The organism is Streptomyces sp. NBC_00454, assembly GCF_041434015.1.
Lineage (GTDB): Bacteria > Actinomycetota > Actinomycetes > Streptomycetales > Streptomycetaceae > Streptomyces.
On record NZ_CP107907.1, the window covers coordinates 4207748 to 4228133 of the forward strand.

Consider the following 20386-nt stretch of genomic DNA (forward strand, 5'->3'; position numbering starts at 1 on the left):
TTGTTCGTCAACATAGGGGGGTCGTAGGGGATCGATAGTGGGAACCTCGAATCGAATGCGTGTGACGCTGATGCCTCCCGTATCGAGATGTCTGCATCGAGTTGTCTTTCGACGAGAGGTATAGAGCCATGCTGCGAACCGAATTGATCCGGCCGCTGCCAGAGCTGCTGGGGGCGAATGCCGATCGTTTCGGGACGAAGGTCGCCTACAGTGACGCCCGGCGGAGCGTGAGCCACGCCGAACTGGAGGCGCGCACACGCAGGCTCGCAGGGCATCTCGCCGGTCTCAGGCTCCAGCCCGGAGACCGGGCGGCGATCCTCCACGGCAACAGCGTCGAGGTGGTCGAGAGCTACCTCGCCATCACCCGCGCCGCCGGAGTGGGAGTCCCCCTCAACCCCCGCGTCACCGAGTCCGAGCTGGCCTACCTGCTCGACGACAGCGGCGCCCGCGTCATCATCACCGAGCCCTCGCGCATCGAGCTCGTCGCCCGGCTGGTCCAGGACCGCCCCTACCTCCGCGTGATCGTCACCGGCCCCGAGGGCGTCCCCGCCGAAGCCCCCGTCGGCACCGTCTCCTTCGAGACCCTCGCCACCACCGAGCCGGCCGAGCCGGCCCGCGACGACCTCGGCCTCGACGACGTCGCCTGGATGCTCTACACCTCGGGTACCACGGGCAAGCCGAAGGGCGTCCTGTCCACGCAGCGCAACTGCCTCTGGTCCGTGGCCGCTTGCTACGCACCCATCCCCGGGCTCTCCTCCGAGGACCGGGTCGTGTGGCCGCTGCCGCTCTTCCACAGCCTCTCGCACATCGTCGCCGTCCTCGCCGTCACGGCCGTCGGCGCCACCGCGCGCATCGTGGACGGCTTCTCCGCCGACGAGATCCTCGACGCGGTCCGCGAGGAGTCGGCCACCTTCCTGGCCGGCGTCCCGACCATGTACCACTACCTCGTCCAGGCCGCCCGCGAACAGGGGTTCACCGCCCCCGAGCTGCGCATGTGCCTGGTCGGCGGGGCCATCACCACGGCCGCGCTGCGCCGTTCCTTCGAAGAGGTCTTCAGCGCCCCGCTGCTCGACGCCTACGGCTCCACCGAGACCTGCGGTTCCATCACCATCAACTGGCCCACCGGCGCCCGGGTCGAGGGCTCCTGCGGCCTTCCCGTCCCCGGCCTCGGCGTGCGCCTGGTCAGCCCCGAGACCGGGGCCGACGTGGCCACCGGCGAGGAGGGCGAGGTCTGGGTCAAGGGCTCCAGCGTGATGGTCGGCTACCACAACCAGCCCGAGACCACCGCCGCCGCCCTGCGCGACGGCTGGTTCCGCACCGGCGACCTGGCCCGCCGTGACGAGGAGGGCTACTTCACCGTCACCGGCCGCATCAAGGAACTCGTCATCCGCGGCGGCGAGAACATCCACCCCGGCGAGGTCGAGGAGGTGCTGCGCGGCGTGCCCGGCGTCAGCGACGTCGCCGTCGCGGGCAAGGCCCACGAGGTGCTCGGCGAAGTCCCGGTCGCCTTCATCGTCCCCGGCCCCGAAGGCATCGACCACGAGCGGCTGTTCGAGGCCTGCCGCGAGAACCTCTCCTACTTCAAGATCCCCGAAGAGCTGTACGAGATCGACCGGATCCCGCGCACCGCCTCGGGCAAGACCATGCGCCACGTCCTGCTGGAGCGCCCGGCCCGGCTGCTCGCCGCCGGCGGCGGCCGCTACGAGTCGCTCTTCCGCATCGACTGGCTGCCCCTGCCGTCCGTGCCCGCGCCGCAGCTCGTCGCCGGCCACTGGGCCGTCGCGGGCGACATCGCCGGCACCGAATTCGCCTCCGGCCTGGAGGCGCTGGGCAACGAGGTGCAGACCTACCTGCCGCTCGGCGGGCTCGCCGGCCTGGCCGACGTGGACGGCCTCGGCGACCTGGACGCCCTCGACGCCCTCGTCGAGGACCTCGCCGCCGGAGTCTCCTTCCCGGACGTGGCCCTGCTGATGCTCGGCGAGGCCGACCGGCCCACCGCCGCCCGCCGCGGCGAGGCCGTCGAAGCCCTCGTGGCCCGCGTCTCGCTGGCGCTCGAAGCCTGGCTGGCCGAGGAGCGCACCGCCATGGTGCCGCTGATGATCGCCACCCGCGACGCCGTCGCCACCGGCCACGACGACGAGCTGACCGGCATGGAACACGCCGCCGTCTGGGGCCTGCTGCGCTCCTACCAGGCCGCGCACCCCGACCGCTTCGCCCTGGTCGACCTCGGACCCGAGGAGTGGCCCGACGAGGCCGCCGCCCGCGCCGTGGCCCTGGCCTTCGCCTCCCAGGAGGCACAGTCCGCCGTCCGCGACGGGGTGCTCCTGCGCCCCCGCCTGGTGCGCGCCACCGCCGCCTCCGGCCCGGCCGCCGCCCCCGACACCACCGGCACCGTGCTGCTGACCGGCGCCGACGGCGTGGCCGCCGAAGCCGTCGCCCGCCACCTCGTGGCCGTCTACGGCGCCCGGCGCGTGGTCCTGGTCAGCGAGGGCGGCAAGGCCGACTCCGCCGCGGCCGCCCTGCGCGCCGAACTGGCCCGGGGCGGGGCCGACATCCGGCTCGAGGCCTGCGACGTCTCCGACCGCAAGGCCGTCGCCAAGCTGCTCGGCAAGATCGCCCAGCCGCTCACCGCGATCGTGCACACCGCGGGCCGCGAGACCCTGACCGACCTGCGCGGCCGCAGCCTCGCCGTGCAGGGCGCGCTCAACCTGCACTGCCTCACCAAGGACATCGCGCTCGGCTCCTTCCTCGTCATCCCCACCGCCGACGGCGTGCTCGGCACCCCCGGCAGCGGGGCCGCGGCCGCCGCCGCCGCGTTCCTGGACGCCCTGGGCGACCACCGGCACGCGGCCGGACTGCCCGCCCTCTCGCTCTCCCTGGGCCCCTGGCACGGCGCCGCCGCGGCCGCCTCGGGCAGCCGTACGTGGCCCACGGGCGCGGGCGTGCTCTCCACCCAGGAGACCCTGGCCATGTTCGACGCCGCGCACACCGTGGCGCAGGCGCACCTGGTCGCCGTCCGCCCGGACGTCTCCGCCCTCCCGGCGGGCGAGGTCCCGCCGCTGCTGACCGAGCTCTTCGAGCGCCCGGCCGGCAAGGCCGCCACCCCCGACGAGAACCTCGCCGAGGCCTTCCAGGCCCGCTTCGAGGACCTCCCGGAGACCGAGCAGGACCGGCAGCTGCTGGACGTGGTCGTGGAGCAGATCCGCACCATCACCGGCCTGACCACCCTCGACACCGGACTCAGCTTCAAGTCCCTCGGCTTCACCTCGGCCACCGCGGTCGAGCTGCGCAACCGCCTCACCGAGGAGTCGGGCCTGCGCCTGCCCGTCACCCTCGCCTTCGACTACCCGTCCCCGACGGCCGTCGCCGTCTACCTGCGCAAGCGCATGTTCGGCGCCCCGGCCGGCGAGCCCGCCGTGGACTACCCGGAGCCGGTCGTCTCCGACGAGCCGATCGCGATCGTGGCCATGGGCTGCAAGCTCCCGGGCGGGGTGAGCTCTCCCGAGGAATTGTGGCAGCTCGTCGCCTCCGGTACGGACGCCATCACCGAGTTCCCCGACAACCGCGGCTGGGACCTGGAGGGCCTCTACCACCCGGACCCGGACCACACCGGCACCTCGTACACCCGGCACGGCGGATTCCTCCCGGACGTCGCCGAGTTCGACGCGGCGTTCTTCGGGATCTCCCCGCGCGAGGCCATCGCGATGGACCCCCAGCAGCGCCTGCTGCTGGAGACCTCCTGGGAGACCATCGAGCGGGCCGGCATCGACCCCACCTCGCTGGGCGGTTCCCGCATCGGCGTCTTCAGCGGCGTCATGCACCACGACTACGGCTCCAACGTCCAGCAGGCCCCCGAGGGCACCGAGGGCTACCTCGGCATCGGCGTCGCGGGCAGCGTCGCCTCGGGCCGCGTCTCGTACACCCTGGGCCTGGAGGGCCCTGCCGTCACCGTCGACACGGCCTGCTCCTCCTCCCTGGTGGCCCTGCACCTCGCCGCGCAGTCGCTGCGCGGCGGCGAGTGCTCCATGGCCCTCGCGGGCGGCGCCGCCCTGATGGCGACCCCCGGGGTCTTCGTGGAGTTCTCCCGCCAGCGCGGTCTCGCGGAGGACGGCCGGGCCAAGGCCTTCTCCGGCTCCGCCGACGGCACGGCCTGGGCCGAGGGCGTCTCCGTGGTCCTCCTGGAGCGCCTCTCCGACGCCCGCCGCAACGGCCACCCGGTCCTCGCGGTGGTCCGCGGCTCCGCCGTCAACCAGGACGGTGCCTCCAACGGCCTGACCGCCCCCAGCGGCCCCGCCCAGGAGCGGGTCATCCGCCAGGCCCTGGCCAACGCCCGTCTGACCACGGCCGACGTGGACACCGTGGAGGCGCACGGCACCGGCACCTCGCTCGGCGACCCGATCGAGGCCCAGGCCATCCTGGCCACCTACGGCCAGAACCGCGGCGAGCGCGAGCCCCTGTGGCTCGGCTCCCTGAAGTCGAACATCGGCCACGCCCAGGCCGCGGCCGGTGTGGCCGGCGTCATCAAGATGGTCGAGGCGATGCGCCACGGCGTCCTGCCCAAGACCCTGCACATCGACGAGCCCACCAGCAAGGTGGACTGGTCGGCGGGCGCCGTCGAACTGCTCACCGAGGCCCGCGCATGGGCCCGTACCGAGGAGCGGCCGCGCCGTTCGGCGGTCTCCTCCTTCGGCGTGAGCGGCACCAACGCCCACGTGATCATCGAGGAGGCCCCGGCCGACGAGGCCGCCGAAGAGCCGGCGGCGCCGGTCGACCGGCTGGTCCCGTTCGTGGTGTCGGCGAAGTCCGCCGACGCACTGCGGGCGCAGGCCGGCCGGATCGCCGACCGGGTCGAGGCGGACGCCTCGCTCACCGCCGTGGACGTCGCCTACTCGCTGGCCACCTCGCGCGCCTCCCTGGAGCACCGCGCCGTAGTCGTCGCCGCCGACCGCGAGGCCGCCACCCAGGCCCTGCGCTCGGTCGCCGCCGGCCAGACGGCCGGACAGTCCGTGACGGGCGGCCGCCTGGCGGTCCTCTTCACCGGCCAGGGCGCCCAGCGCCTGGACATGGGCCGCGAGCTCTACGGGACCTACCCGGTCTTCGCCCGGGCCTTCGACGCGGTCGCGGCCGAGCTGGACCAGTACCTCCCGCGCACGCTCAAGGAGGTGCTGTTCGAAGACGGCGACGAAGAGGCCGTCAACCGCACCGAGTTCACCCAGCCCGCACTGTTCGCGGTCGAGGTGTCGCTGTACCGCCTCGTCGAATCGTGGGGCGTCCGACCGGACTTCGTCGCCGGGCATTCGATCGGTGAACTGGCGGCTGCGCATGTTGCGGGTGTGTGGGATCTTGCGGATGCGGCGCGTCTTGTGGCGGCTCGTGGCCGCCTGATGCAGGCCCTGCCCTCGGGCGGCGCCATGGTCGCCGTCCAGGCCACCGAGGCCGAAGTCCTCCCGTACCTCTGCGAGGGCGTCGGGATCGCGGCCGTCAACGGCCCGAACTCCGTGGTCATCTCGGGCCGCGAGGACGCCTGCCTCGCCGTCCAGGACATGCTGGTCGAGCTGGGCCGCAAGACCAAGCGCCTGACGGTCAGCCACGCCTTCCACTCGGTCCTGATGGACCCGATGCTGGAGGAGTTCCGGCAGATCGCCGAGAGCCTGACCTACGACGCCCCGCGCATCCCGGTGGTCTCCAACGTCACCGGCAAGGTCGCCGGCGCCGACGAACTGGCCGACCCCGACTACTGGGTCCGCCACGTCCGCGAAGCCGTCCGCTTCGCCGACGGGGTCCGCACCCTGCACCAGATGGGCGTCACCGCCTTCCTGGAGGCCGGTCCCGACGGGATCCTGACGGCCCTCACCCAGGAGATCCTCGACGGGGCCGAGGGCGCGGAGGGGCTGCGGCTCGCCGCCCTCTCGCGCCGCGGCCGCCCGGAGACCGAAACCCTGCTCGCGGCCCTCGGGGTGCTCTACTCCACCGGCCGCGCGGTCGACTGGGAGGCGGTCTTCGACGGCACCGGCGCCCGCCGGGTCGACCTGCCCACCTACGCCTTCCAGCGCGAGCGGTTCTGGCTCGAAGGCAGCTCCGCCGCCGGTGACGTCACCGGCGCGGGCCTGGCCGGCGCCGAGCACCCGCTGCTCGGAGCGGTCACCCACCTCCCGGGCTCCGGCGGAGTCCTGGCCACCGGTCTGCTCTCGGTCCGCACCCACCCGTGGCTCGCCGACCACTCCGTCGCGGGCACGATCCTCGTGCCCGGCGCGGCCCTCGTCGACCTGGTGATCCGGGCCGGCGACGAGGTCGGCAGCGGAGTGGTCGACGAAATGATCATCGAGGCCCCGCTGGTCCTGCCCGAGAAGGGCGGCGTCCGCGTCCAGGTCGTCGTCGCCGGGGCCGAGGACGGCCTGCGCGCCGTCAGCCTCTACTCCTCCTCCCCGGAGGACGGCCCCGAGGCCGCCTGGACCCGGCACGTCAGCGGCTTCCTGGCCGAGCGGAGCCGCTCCACCGCCACCGCCTTCGACTTCACCGCCTGGCCGCCCGCCGGAGTCGAGAAGATCGACACCGACGCGTTCTACGAGGACCGCGCGGCGGCCGGCCTGCACTACGGCCCGGTCTTCCAGGGCATCCAGAAGGTCTGGCGACGCGGAGCCGAGGTCTTCGCCGAGATCCAGCTCCCGCAGGGCGCCGACGCCGACCGCTTCGGCCTCCACCCGGCCCTGCTCGACGCCGCCCTCCAGTCCAGCACCTTCTGCCCCGGGCAGGAGGCCGACGCCGAGCAGACGCGGCTGCCGTTCGCCTGGAACCAGGTCGCCCTGCACGCCTCCGGGGCCACCGCCCTGCGGGTGCGGGCCGTCGCCGAAGGCAGCGACGGGGTCGCCCTGGAACTCGCCGACCAGACCGGTGCCCCCGTGGCCACCATCGGGTCGATGGTGCTCCGCCCGGTCGCCGCCGACCAGCTCGGCGCCGCCCGGACGCCCCTGCACGACGCCCTCTTCCACGTCGCCTGGTCCCCGGTCGAGACGGCCGAGGACGGGGAGCCCGCAGCGGAGTCCGCGTTCACCTGTGCCGACTTCACCAAGGGCGCCCGCGACGAGGCCCCGGCCGGAGTCCGCAGCCTGCTCGCCCAAGTCCTCGGCACGCTCCAGACCTGGTCCGCCGAAGCCTCGGCGCAGGACGAGCAGCTCGTCGTCGTCACCCGCGACCCGCAGCGCGACATGGCCGCCTCCGCGGTCTGGGGCCTGGTGCGCTCCGCACAGAACGAGAACCCCGACCGCATCGTCCTCGTGGCCCTCGACGAGGACCCGAAGTCCCGTACCGCCCTGGCCGCGGCCGTCGCCACCGGCGAACCCCAGCTCGCGATCCGCGAGGGCCGTGCCACCGCCCCGCGCCTCGCCCACATCGCATCCTCCGAGACCCTCGCGGTCCCGGCCGGCACCGATGCCTGGCACCTGGACGTCACCGCCACCGGCACGCTGGAGAACCTGGCACTGCTGCCCAGCCCCGAGGTACTGGAGCCGCTGGCGGAAGGCCAGGTCCGGGTCGGCGTCCGCGCCGCCGGTCTCAACTTCCGCGACGTGCTCATCGCCCTCGGGATGTACCCGGGCCGCGCCTCCTTCGGCGGCGAGGGCGCCGGTGTCGTCCTGGAGGTCGGCCCCGGGGTCACCTCCCTCGCCCCCGGCGACCGGGTCATGGGTCTGCTGCGCGACGGCTTCGGGCCGCAGGCGCTCGCCGACCACCGCAACCTGGTGCGGATGCCGGCCGGCTGGACGTACGAGCAGGCCGCCACCGTTCCGATCGTCTTCACCACCGCCTACTACGGCCTCAAGGACCGGGCCGGCCTGACCTCCGGCGAATCGGTGCTGATCCACGCCGCGGCCGGCGGCGTGGGCATGGCGGCCGTACAGATCGCCCGCCACTTCGGCGCCGAGGTCTTCGGTACCGCCAGCCCCGGCAAGTGGGACACCCTCAGGGCCAACGGCCTGGACGAGGCGCACATCGGCAACTCCCGCACCCTGGAGTTCAAGGAGCGCTTCCTGGAGGCCACCGGACAGCGCGGTGTGGACCTCGTACTCGACGCCCTCGCCCACGAGTTCGTCGACGCCTCGCTCGAACTCCTGCCGCGCGGCGGCCGGTTCCTCGAGATGGGCAAGACCGACATCCGCGACCCGCAGGAGGTCGCGGCCGCCTACCCGGGCGTCGCCTACCAGGCGTTCGACCTGGTCGAGGCGGGCCCCGACCGGGTGCAGGAGATCCTGCGCGAGCTGGTCGACCTCTTCGAGCAGGGCTCCCTGCAGCCCCTGCCCGTCAAGGTCTGGGACGTCCGCAAGGCACCCGAGGCCTTCCGCTTCCTGAGCCAGGCCCGGCACATCGGCAAGGTCGCCCTGAGCGTCCCGCGCGAGCTCGACCGGGCCGGTACCGCGCTGATCACCGGCGGTACGGGGACCCTGGGCAAGCTGGCCGCCCGCCACCTGGTCACCGAGCACGGCATCGAGAACCTGATCATCACCAGCCGTCGCGGTGCGGCCGCCGAAGGCGCGGCAGAGCTCCGCGAGGAGCTGGTCGAACTCGGAGCCTCCGTACGGATCGAGGCCTGCGACGCCGCGGACCGCGAGGCGCTCGCCTCGCTGCTGGAGTCCATCCCGGCGGAGCACCCGCTGACCGCCGTGGTCCACACGGCCGGCGTCCTGGACGACGGCGTGATCTCCGCGCTCACCCCCGAGCGCGTCGACACCGTGCTGCGCCCGAAGGTGGACGCGGCCTGGAACCTCCACGAGCTCACCCAGGGCCTGGACCTCGCCGCCTTCGTCCTCTACTCCTCGGCGTCCAACGTCTTCGGCAACCCGGGCCAGGGCAACTACGCGGCGGCCAACGGCTACCTCGACGGCCTCGCCCGCCACCGCCGGACCCTCGGACTGCCCGCCGTCTCGATGGCCTGGGGCTTCTGGTCCGAGAGTAGCGCCATGACCGAGAACCTCGACGGCGCGGCCCTCCAGCGCAATAAGCGCGACGGAATGCTCGGCCTCACCGCCGAGATCGGCATGGCCCTCTTCGACGCCGGGATCCGCTCGGCCGAAGGCGCCCTCGTCCCGGCCCGGCTCGACATCCCGGGCCTGCGCTCCCGCTCCGTCGGCGAGCCCGTACCCGTACTGCTCCGGGGCCTGGTCCGCCAGGGCCGCCAGGCGGCCAAGTCGGCTGCGGCCGGGGCCGGTTCGCTGGCCCAGGACCTGGCCGGACTCTCCCAGGAGGAGCAGCAGCGGGTACTGCTCGAGCTGGTCCGCGAGCAGGCCGCGAGCGTGCTCGGCCACTCCGCCGCACACACCGTGGACGGCGAACGCGCCTTCAAGGACGCCGGTTTCGACTCGCTGACCTCCGTGGAACTGCGCAACAGGCTCAGCTCCGCCTCGGGCGTCCGGCTCGCCGCGACCGTCGTCTTCGACTACCCGACCCCGGTCGCCCTGGCCCGCCACCTGCTCACCGAGCTGGGGGTCGGCGACCAGCCGGCCGCTGTCCGGGCCCAGGCCGCCAAGGCGGTGTCCGGCGCCGGAGCCGACGAGGACGACCCGATCGCCATCGTCTCCATGGGCTGCCGCTTCCCGGCGGGCATCCACACGCCGGAGGCGCTGTGGCAGCTGGTCGCCGACGGAGCCGACGTCATGGGCGGCTTCCCCGAGAACCGCGGCTGGGACCTCGACGGCCTCTTCGACCCGGACCCGGAGGCGCTCGGCAAGTCCTACGTCGACCGGGGCGCGTTCCTGCACGACGTGGCCGACTTCGACGCCGCGTTCTTCGGGATCTCCCCGCGCGAGGCCACCGCGATGGACCCCCAGCAGCGGCTGCTGCTGGAGACCTCGTGGGAGGCCATCGAGCGGGCCGGCATCGACCCGGCCGAACTGCGGGGCACCGACACTGCCGTCTTCACCGGTCTGATCAGCCACGACTACACCGTCAAGCTCCAGACCTCGCAGGCCGAACTGGAAGGCATGCGCCTGACCGGTACGGCGGGCAGCGTCGCCTCGGGCCGCGTCTCCTACACGCTCGGCCTCGAGGGCCCGTCCCTCTCCGTCGACACCGCCTGCTCCTCGTCCCTGGTCGCCCTGCACATGGCCGTCCAGGCGATCCGCTCCGGCGAGTGCTCGATGGCCCTGGCCGGCGGCGCGATGGTGATGGCCACCCCGGACACCTTCGTGGAGTTCTCCCGCCAGCGCGGCCTGGCCGCGGACGGCCTGGTGAAGGCCTTCTCCGCCTCCGCGGACGGCACCGCCTGGGCCGAGGCCGTCGGCGTGCTCCTCGTCGAGCGGCTCTCCGACGCCCGCCGCAAGGGCCACCCGGTCCTCGCGGTGATCCGCGGTACGGCCGTCAACCAGGACGGCGCGTCCAACGGTCTGACCGCCCCCAACGGTCCGTCCCAGCAGCGCGTCATCCAGCAGGCCCTGGCCAACGGCGGGATCACCCCGCAGGACGTCGACGCGGTCGAGGCCCACGGCACCGGCACCGCGCTCGGCGACCCGATCGAGGCCCAGGCCATCCTGGCCACGTACGGCCAGGACCGGCACGACGACCAGCCGCTGTGGCTGGGCTCGCTCAAGTCCAACATCGGCCACGCCCAGGGCGCCGCGGGTGTCGCGAGCATCATCAAGGTGGTCATGGCCCTCCAGAACGAGGTCCTGCCCAAGACCCTGCACGTGGACGAGCCCACCCCCAAGGTGGACTGGTCGGCGGGGGCCGTCGAGCTGCTGACCGAGGCCCGCCCGTGGGTCCGCGGCGAGCGTGCCCGCCGGGCCGGTGTCTCCTCCTTCGGCGTGAGCGGCACCAACGCCCACGTGATCATCGAGGAGGCCCCGGCCGAGGAGACCCTCGTGGAGCAGGTGGAGCCGGCCGACCAGCCCGTCCCGTTCGTGGTGTCGGCGAAGTCCGCCGACGCGCTGCGGGCGCAGGCCGGCCGGATCGCGGACCGGGTCGAGGAGCAGTCCTCGCTCTCCGCGGTGGACGTCGCCTACTCGCTGGCCACCTCCCGCGCCTCGCTGGAACACCGCGCGGTGGTGGTGGCGGCCGACCGCGAGGGCGCGGTCGAAGCCCTGCGGGCCGTCGCCGCCGGCCACACGGCCGGACAGTCCGTGACGGGCGGCCGCCTGGCGGTCCTCTTCACCGGGCAGGGCGCCCAGCGCCTCGGGATGGGCCGTGAGCTCCACGAGTCCTACCCCGTCTTCGCCGAGGCCTTCGACGCGGTGGCGGCCGAGCTGGACCAGCACCTGGGCCGCTCGCTCAAGTCGGTTCTGTTCGGGGACGACGAAGACGCGGTGCACCGTACGGAGTTCACCCAGCCGGCGTTGTTCGCGGTGGAGGTGGCGCTGTTCCGGCTGGTCGAGTCGTGGGGTGTGCGTCCGGACTTCGTCGCCGGTCACTCGATCGGTGAGCTCGCCGCGGCGCATGTCGCGGGTGTGTGGTCGCTTGCGGACGCGGCGCGTCTGGTGGCGGCTCGTGGCCGTCTGATGCAGGCCCTGCCGTCCGGCGGTGCGATGGTCGCGGTCCAGGCCACCGAGGCCGAGGTCCTTCCGTACCTCGGTGAGGGTGTCGGGATCGCCGCGATCAACGGGCCGAATTCGGTGGTGATTTCGGGTCGTGAGGCGGAGTGCCTCGCGGTCAAGGCGACCCTTTCGGAGCTGGGTCGCAAGACGAAGCAGCTGACCGTGAGCCATGCCTTCCACTCGGTCCTGATGGACCCGATGCTCGCCGAGTTCCGCGAGGTCGCCGCAAGCCTGACCTACGGTGCTCCGCGGATCCCGGTGGTCTCCAACGTCACCGGCAAGGTCGCGGAAGCCGCCGAGCTGGCCAGCCCGGACTACTGGGTCTCCCACGTCCGCGAAGCCGTCCGCTTCGCCGATGGGGTCCGCACCCTGCACCAGCTGGGCGTCACCACCTTCCTGGAGGCCGGCCCCGACGGGGTGCTCACGGCCCTGGCCCAGGAGATCCTCGACGGGGTCGACGGAGCCGAAGGGCTGCGGCTCGCCGCGCTCCAGCGCCGCGGCCGCCCGGAGACCGAGACGCTGCTCGCGGCGATCGGGGTGCTGTTCTCCACGGGCCGTGCGGTGGACTGGCAGGCGGTCTTCGCCGGCGCCGGTGCCCGCCGGGTCGACCTGCCCACGTACGCCTTCCAGCGCGAGCGGTACTGGCCGGAGGACTCGGCCGCCGCGGGTGACGCGGGCTCGCTCGGCCTGGTCGGCGCCGACCACCCGCTGATCGGCGCCTGGCTCCACCTGCCCGAGACGGGCGGGGTGCTCGGCACCGGGATGCTCTCGACCCGCACCCAGCCCTGGCTGGCCGACCACGTGGTCTCCGGCACCGTGCTGGTGCCCGGCGCGGCCCTGGTCGAACTGGCCGTCCGGGCCGGTGACGAGGCCGGCGCGGGCACCATCGACGAGCTGGTCATCGAGGCCCCGCTGGTCCTGCCCGCGAAGGGCGGGGTCCGCGTCCAGGTCTCCGTGGCCGGACTCGACGAGCTCGGCCGCCGTCCGGTCGCCGTGTACTCGGCGGCCCCCGACGAAGGCCCCGAGGCGGCCTGGACCCGCCACGTCAGCGGCTTCCTCACGGCGGTGCAGGAGCCCGCGGGCTTCGACTTCGGAATCTGGCCGCCGGCCGGCGCCCAGGCCACCGACGTCAGCGACTTCTACGACCGCCAGCTCGCCGCGGGCTACACGTACGGCCCCGTCTTCCAGGGGGTCCAGGCCGTCTGGACCAAGGGCGACGAGGTCTACGCCGAGGTGGCCCTGCCCGAGGGCCAGGCGCCCGAGCGGTACGGCCTCCACCCGGCCCTGCTCGACGCCGCCCTCCAGACCACCAGCTTCCTGGGCGCCGCCGAAGCCGAAGAGGGCACCACCCGGCTCCCGTTCGCCTGGAACCAGGTGGCCCTGCACGCCGCCGGAGCCACCGCGCTGCGGGTCCGGGCGGTCCGGGCCGCCGGAGACGGCCTGTCGCTGAGCATCGCCGACCAGACCGGCGTCCCCGTCGCCAGCATCGGAGCCCTCGTCATGCGGGCGGTCTCCACCGCCGGACTGGGTGCGGCCTCCGCTCCGGTCCACGAAGCGCTCTACCGGATCGAGTGGAACCGGGTCTCCCTGCCCCGCGCCGAGCGGACGCAGCTGACCACGGTCACCGACGCCGCCGGAGTACGAGCCGCGGCCGCCGCCACCACGGCGCCGGGGATCCTGCTGCTCGACACCACCGAAGCCGCCGAGCCGGCCGGTGCCGGGCGGGCCCACGCCGTCACGGCCCGGGTGCTCGGTGCGCTCCAGGCCTGGTCCGCCGAGTCGGCCCTGGACGGCACGCAGCTGGTCGTCACGACCCGCGGTGCGGTCTGCGGAGTCACCGACCCGGCCGGTACGGCGGTGTGGGGCCTGGTGCGCTCCGCCCAGGCGGAGCACCCCGACCGGATCGTCCTGGTCGACCTGGACACCGGTACGGACGACCCCCGTACCCGGGAGCTGATCGCCTCGGCGGCCGGCTCCGGGGAACCGCAGCTGGCGATCCGCGCCGGTGTGGCCACGGCGCCCCGACTGGGCCGTGAACCGCGCGTCGGGGACACCTACCTCGCCTCCCTCGACCCGGCCGGCACGGTCCTGATCACGGGCGGCACCGGCACCCTGGGCAAGCTCGTCGCCCGCCACCTCGTCACCGAGTACGGCGTACGGCACCTGGTGCTGGCGGGCCGTCGCGGCGCCGCGGCCGAGGGCGCGGTCGAGCTCCGCGAGGAGCTGGCCGGGCTCGGAGCCTCCGTACGGATCGAGGCCTGCGACGCCGCCGACCGCGAGGCACTGGCCGCGCTGCTGGAGTCCATCCCGGCGGAGCACCCGCTGACCGCGGTGGTCCACACGGCCGGCGTCCTGGACGACGGCATCATCTCTGCCCTCACCCCCGAGCGGCTCGATGCGGTCCTCAAGCCCAAGGTGGACGCGGCCTGGAACCTGCACGAACTGACCCGGGACCTGGACCTGACGGCCTTCGTCCTCTACTCCTCGGCGGCCGGTGTGTTCGGCACGCCGGGCCAGGGCAACTACGCGGCGGCCAACGCCTACCTGGACGGTCTCGCCCAGTACCGGCGCGAGCGTGGCCTGAGCGCCGTCTCCCTCGCCTGGGGCCTGTGGGCCGAGGCCACCGGAATGACCGCGCACCTCGGGGACGCCGATCTCCAGCGCGGCAAGCGGGGCGGCATGCTGGGGCTCCCGAACGACGAGGGCCTGGCCCTCTTCGACGCGGCCCTGCTGTCGTCCGAAGCGACCCTGATGCCGGCCCGTCTCGACCTCGGAGAACTGCGCGCCCAGGCGGCGGGCGGTTCCCTCCAGGCCATCCTGCACGGCCTGATCCGCCCGGCCCGCCGGGCCGCCAAGGCCGCCACCGCGGCCAAGGGCGAGAGCCTGGCCCAGCGGCTCGCGGGCAAGTCCACCGAAGAGCGCGGACAGCTCCTGCTCGACCTGGTGCGCGGTCACGTCGCAGGCGTCCTGGGTGTCTCCAACCCGGCCACCATCGACGCGACCCGGGCCTTCAAGGACGCGGGCTTCGACTCCCTCACGGCGGTCGAGTTCCGCAACAAGCTCACCGAAGCCACCGGGGTCCGGCTGCCCGCCACCCTCGTCTTCGACTACCCGACCCCGACCGCCCTCGTCCGGCTCCTCCAGGAGGAGCTCAAGGTCGAGGAGGCGCCGACGCAGAACCTGTCCGTGCTGGACGAGCTGGACCGCCTGGAGGCGGCCCTGAACGGCTCGTCCCTGTGCGAGGACGTCAAATCCCAGGTCGCCCAGCGGCTCCAGGCCCTCACGGGCCAGTGGGAGAGCGCGAACGGGGCCTTCGGAGGGATCGACGGCTTCGACCTGGACGCGGCGACGGACGACGAGGTCTTCGCCCTCATGGACAGCGAACTCGGTCTCTGACCGGCCGGTGCACCCAGAACAGAGACGGACGGACACACAGATGAGCAACGAGAACGGCGCCGGCGCGGTCGGCACCAACGAGGCGAAACTGCGCGACTACCTCAAGCGCGCACTGACCGATCTGCAGAAGGCCAACGGCCGCCTGCGTGAGGTGGAGGCCGAGAAGTCCGAGCCGATCGCGATCGTGGCCATGGGCTGCAGGCTCCCGGGCGGGGTGAGCTCTCCCGAGGAATTGTGGCAGCTGGTCGATTCGGGTACGGACGCCATCACCGAGTTCCCCGACAACCGCGGCTGGGACCTGGAGAAGCTGTACCACCCGGACCCGGACCACACCGGTACCTCGTACGCCCGGCACGGCGGATTCCTGCACGACGCGGGCGAGTTCGACGCCGCCTTCTTCGGGATCTCGCCCCGCGAGGCCCTGTCGATGAACCCCCAGCAGCGGCTGCTGCTGGAGACCTCCTGGGAGACCTTCGAGCGGGCCGGCATCGACCCGACCGGACTCCAGGGCAGCAGCGTCGGCATCTTCGCCGGTGTCATGCACCACGACTACGCCCCCATGGGGCAGCGGATCCCGGCCTCCGTCGAGGGCATGCTCGGCATCGGCAACTCGGGCAGCGCCACCTCGGGCCGCGTCTCGTACACGCTGGGCCTCGAAGGCCCCGCGGTGACCATCGAGACGGCCTGCTCCTCCTCCCTGGTCGCCATCCACCTGGCCACGCAGTCCCTGCGGCAGGGCGAGTGCACCATGGCGCTGGCCGGCGGCGTGGCCGTCATGGCCACCCCGGACGGGTTCGTCGAGTTCTCCCGGCAGCGCGGTCTCGCCGAGAACGGCCGCGCCAAGGCCTTCTCGGCCGCGGCCGACGGCACCAACTGGTCCGAGGGCGCGGGCCTGCTCCTCCTGGAGCGGCTCTCCGACGCCCGCCGCAACGGCCACCCGGTGGTCGGCGTGATCCGCGGTACGGCCGTCAACCAGGACGGCGCCTCCAACGGCCTCACCGCCCCCAACGGCCCGGCCCAGCAGCGCGTCATCAAGGCGGCGCTGGCCAATGCCCGCCTGACCACGGCCGATGTGGACACCGTCGAGGCACACGGCACGGGCACCGCGCTCGGTGACCCGATCGAGGCCCAGGCCATCCTGGCCACGTATGGGCAGGACCGGCCCGGGGACCGGCCGCTGTGGCTCGGCTCCCTGAAGTCCAACATCGGCCACGCCCAGTCGGCGGCCGGTGTGGCGGGCGTCATCAAGATGGTCGAGGCGATGCGCCACGAGGTGCTGCCGAAGACCCTGCACGCCGAAGAGCGCACCCCGAAGGTGGACTGGTCGGCGGGGGCCGTCGAGCTGCTGACCGAGGCCCGCCCGTGGGTCCGCGACGAGGACCGGCCGCGCCGCGCGGGTGTCTCCTCCTTCGGCGTGAGCGGTACCAACGCCCACGTGGTCATCGAGGAGGCCCCTGCCGAGGAGTCCGAACTCTCCGACGAGGTACGGGAGTTCCACGGCGAGCTGGCCTTCACGGTGTCGGCGAAGTCCGCGCAGGGCCTCAAGGCCCAGGCCGGGCGCCTGGCCGACCTGCTGGAATCCGAGTCCTCGCCCGCGGTGCTGGACGTCGCCTACTCGCTGGTCACCACCCGTGCGGCGCTGGAACACCGCGCGGTGGTGGCCGCCGCCGACCGGGCCGACGCGATCGAGGCCCTGCGCGCCGTGGCCGCGGGCCGCCCGGCCCCGGGCGTCGCCACGGGCGTGGCGACGGGCGGCCGCCTGGCGGTCCTCTTCACCGGGCAGGGCGCCCAGCGCCTCGGGATGGGCCGTGAACTGCACGAGTCCTACCCGGTCTTCGCGGAGGCTTTCGACGCGGTGGCGGGGGAGTTGGACCGGTACCTGCCGCAGCCGCTGAAGTCGGTTCTGTTCGGGGACGACGAAGACGCGGTGCACCGTACGGAGTTCACGCAGCCGGCGTTGTTCGCGGTGGAGGTGGCGCTGTTCCGGCTGGTCGAGTCGTGGGGTGTGCGTCCCGACTTCGTCGCCGGTCACTCGATCGGTGAGCTCGCCGCGGCGCATGTCGCGGGTGTGTGGTCGCTTGCGGACGCGGCGCGTCTGGTGGCGGCTCGTGGCCGTCTGATGCAGGCCCTGCCGTCCGGCGGTGCGATGGTCGCGGTCCAGGCCACCGAGGCCGAGGTCCTTCCGTACCTCGGTGAGGGTGTCGGGATCGCCGCGATCAACGGGCCGAATTCGGTGGTGATTTCGGGTCGTGAGGCGGAGTGCCTCGCGGTCAAGGCGACCCTTTCGGAGCTGGGTCGCAAGACGAAGCAGCTGACCGTGAGCCATGCCTTCCACTCGGTCCTGATGGACCCGATGCTCGCCGAGTTCCGCGAGGTCGCCGCAAGCCTGACCTACGGTGCTCCGCGGATCCCGGTGGTCTCCAACGTCACCGGCAAGGTCGCGGAAGCCGCCGAGCTGGCGAGCCCGGACTACTGGGTCTCCCACGTTCGTGATGCAGTCCGCTTCGCCGACTGCATCGGAGCCCTCCAGGACCAGGCCGTCAACGTCTTCCTGGAGCTCGGCCCCGGCGGAGTCCTCACCGCGATGGGCCAGGACTGCGTCGCCGAAGACGCCGACGCCCTGTTCGTGCCCAAAATGCGCACCGGAGTCTCCGAAGTGCGCTCGGCGGTCACCGCGCTGGGCCGGCTGCACACCGCCGGACTGCCCGCGGACCTCCTCGCCCTGGCCCCGGGCGGGCGCCGCGTGGAACTGCCCACGTACGCCTTCCAGCGCGACTTCTACTGGCTCCAGCCGCTGGAATCCGGAGGCGACGCCGCTTCCCTGGGGCTGACCCCGGCCGGTCACTCCCTGCTCGGCGCCTTCCTGCCGCAGGCGGACGGCGGAGTGCAGGGGACCGGGGTGCTCTCGGTCCGCACCCACCCGTGGCTCGCCGACCACTCCGTCGCCGGCACCGTGCTGGTGCCCGGCGCGGCCCTCGTGGACCTGGTGATCCGGGCCGGCGACGAGGTCGGCACCGGGACCGTCGAGGAACTGGTCATCGAGGCCCCGCTGGTCCTCCCCGAGGGCGGCGGCGTCCGCATCCAGGTCGCGGTCGGCACCCTCGACGAGCTGGGCCGCCGCCCGGTGTCGGTCCACTCGACCGACCTGGACGCCAGCTCCGAAGCCCCCTGGACCCGGCACGTCAGCGGTTTCCTGCTCAAGGAGGAGCCGGCCGGTTCCTTCGACTTCGGCAGCTGGCCGCCCGCGGGCGCCGAGCAGGCCGATCTGAGCGGCCACTACGCCGACCGGGCCGAGGCCGGGCTGGAGTACGGCCCGCTCTTCCAGGGGCTGCGGTCCGTGTGGACCAAGGACGGCGAGGTCTACGCCGAAGTGGCCCTGCCCGAGGGGGCGACCCCGGAGGGCTTCGGACTGCACCCGGCCCTGCTCGACGCCGCCCTGCAGGCCAGCTCCTTCGCCGTCCCGGACGGCGGCGCCACCGAGGAGGAGGGTGCGGCGCTGCGGCTGCCGTTCGCCTGGAACCAGGTCACCCTGCACGCCTCCGGAGCGAACGCGCTGCGGGTGCACGCCGCCGGGGCCGGTACGGACGCGCTGACCCTGCGCCTCGCCGACCAGGCCGGGGTTCCGGTCGCCACCATCGGCTCGCTCGTCACCCGGCCGTTCTCGCCCGAGTCCTTCGACGCCGGCCGGGCCGCCCTCGCCGACGCACTGTTCCGGCCCGACTGGGTGCCGGTCCAGGTCTCCGTGGAGACCGTGACCGGGGCCCCCGTGGACCCGGTCCTGCTCGGCACCGACCACTCCGGCCTGAAGTCCCTGATCGCGGCCGTCCGGTCGGGTACCCCGGTTCCGCCGGCGGTGCTGGCCGACTTCACCCGGGCGCCGTCCGAGGAGGGCCCGGACCGGGTCCGCCAGCTGACCGCCCGTGCGCTGGAGCTGATGCAGGCCTGGGCCGCCGCCCCCGAGCTGGAGTCCTCGCGGCTCGTGGTCCTGACCCAGGGCGCGGTCTGCGGAGTCACCGACCCGGCCGCCGCGGCGGTCTGGGGCCTGGTGCGCTCGGCGCAGTCGGAGAACCCGGAGCAGTTCGTCCTCCTCGACGTGGACGAGGACACCGAGCCGCGGGACGCCGTCTGGGCGGTACTGGCTTCGGGCGAACCGCAGCTGGCGATCCGCGCCGGTGTGGCGACGGCGCCCCGCCTCGTACGGGAGGTCCCCCCGGCGGCCGGCCAGGGCGAGCCCCTGGACCGGGCCGGTACCGCGCTGATCACCGGCGGTACGGGGACCCTGGGCAAGCTGGCCGCCCGCCACCTGGTCACCGAGCACGGCATCGAGAACCTGATCATCACCAGCCGTCGCGGTGCGGCGGCCGAGGGTGCGGTCGAGCTCCGCGAGGAGCTGGCCGGGCTCGGAGCCTCCGTACGGATCGAGGCCTGCGACGCCGCGGACCGCGATGCTCTCGCCGCGCTGCTGGCGAGCGTCCCGGCGGAGCACCCGCTGACCGCGGTGGTCCACACGGCCGGCGTCCTGGACGACGGCGTGATCTCGGCCCTGACCCCCGAGCGGCTCGACGCGGTGCTCAAGCCCAAGGTGGACGCGGCCTGGAACCTGCACGAGCTCACCCGGGACCTGGGCCTGACCGCCTTCGTCCTGTACTCCTCGATCGCGGGAACGGTCGGCAGCGCCGGCCAGGGCAACTACGCCGCGGCCAACGCCTACTTGGACGCCCTCGCCCAGCACCGCGACCGGGCCGGGCTGCCGGCCACCTCGCTCGCCTGGGGCGTCTGGGAGCAGGCCGGCGGCATGCAGGACACGCTGGCGCAGAGCGACCTGGAGCGCATGGCCCGTAGCGGCATGCGGCCCCTGACGGCCGAGACCGGCATGGCCCTCTTCGACGCCGGACTCCGCTCGGAGCACCCCGTCCTGGCCCCGGTGAAGCTGGACCTCGCCGCCCTGTCCAGCCGGTCCGGAGGCGCCCCGGTGCCGTCGGTCCTGCGCGGGCTGGTGCGTCCCGCCCGCCGGGCCGCCCAGGCGGCTGCCCCCACCGGCGACTCCCTGGTCCAGCGGCTGACCGCCCTGTCCCCGAGGGAGCGCGAGCAGGCCGTCCTGGACCTGGTCAGCGAGCAGGCGGCGGCGGCGCTGGGCATGGCCGACGCGAACGGCGTGGGACCGGACCAGGCCTTCAAGGAGCTCGGCTTCGACTCGCTCACCGCGGTCGAACTGCGCAACCAGCTGGCCCTGGCGACGGGCATCCGGCTGCCGGTCACCCTCGTCTTCGACTTCCCGACGCCGCAGGCCCTCGCCCGCCGCATCCAGAGCGAACTGCTCGCGGACGGCGACGGGACCGCTCCCGAGGCGGCGCAGCCGGAGCAGGTGCAGGAGCAGGAAGTGGAGCAGGACGGCGAGCTGATCGCCGACATGGATGTGGAAAGCCTCGTGGCGCGCGCACTTGCCAGCACGAGCAACTGATTCGGTCTGGAAC

Annotated in this window: 2 protein-coding genes; both read left to right on the forward strand. The window is 73.6% G+C overall.

Annotation, left to right across the window (positions count from 1 at the left end; genetic code table 11):
- Positions 1 to 128 precede the first annotated feature (128 nt).
- Entirely contained in the window at positions 129 to 14912 is a 14784-nt protein-coding gene (locus OHU74_RS19650; protein ID WP_371617126.1) for an SDR family NAD(P)-dependent oxidoreductase, read from the forward strand.
- A gap of 40 nt (positions 14913 to 14952) precedes the next feature.
- Positions 14953 to 20373 carry a type I polyketide synthase gene (locus tag OHU74_RS19655; RefSeq protein ID WP_371617127.1) on the forward strand — a complete coding sequence of 1807 codons (5421 nt, stop codon included), beginning with the start codon at positions 14953 to 14955 and terminating at the stop codon, positions 20371 to 20373.
- The last annotated feature ends 13 nt before the right edge of the window (positions 20374 to 20386 follow it).